The organism is Paraburkholderia sp. UYCP14C (assembly GCF_004197395.1).
GTDB lineage: Bacteria > Pseudomonadota > Gammaproteobacteria > Burkholderiales > Burkholderiaceae > Paraburkholderia.
The window spans coordinates 1-555 of record NZ_SELS01000329.1 but is presented as its reverse complement, the minus strand read 5'-3'; the positions used below and the strand labels follow the sequence as shown (position 1 = coordinate 555).

The 555-nt window shown below is 63.8% G+C and carries 1 protein-coding gene; it reads left to right on the top strand.

The features are described from left to right. The coding region (locus tag EVC45_RS45090) for a transposase (protein ID WP_136624691.1) at positions 1 to 459 on the top strand (459 nt) is incomplete at its 5' end. Positions 460 to 555: the final 96 nt, after the last annotated feature.

Genomic DNA, 555 nt, shown 5'->3' with positions numbered 1-555 from the left:
CATATCTTGATGGAGAACCGCTCCGGGCTGGTGGTCGGCGCCGTGGTAAGCCATGCGGATGGCTTTGGTGAGCGGGCCAGTGCGCTGCGACTGCTCGACCGCGTGCCTGGCACTCACGCGAAGACAGTCGGTGCCGACAAGGCGTACGACACGCACGATTTCGTAAACGATTGCCGCTCGCGCAACATAACCCCGCATGTCGCACGCAACGACGCCCGCCAGGGCGGCAGCGCGATCGATGAGCGTACATCCCGGCACGCGGGATACTGGATGAGTCAGGTCATCCGCAAGCGTATCGAGGAGCATTTTGGCTGGGGCAAGACGGTCGGTCGGATCCGGCAGACGGTGTATCGCGGCATCAAGCGGGTAGACCAGCACTTCAAGCTGACAATGGCCGCGAGCAACATCACGCGCATGGCGCGAATAATGGACGCGGCGCACACGGGAGCGGTGCGATGAGCCTCCGATGCGCGCGGCCTGCGAGGCCTGGCAACCCCGCTCAGGCGCGTTGCCTGCGCAAACTGATCGGCGCATCCGGATTTCAGCTGGAAATTG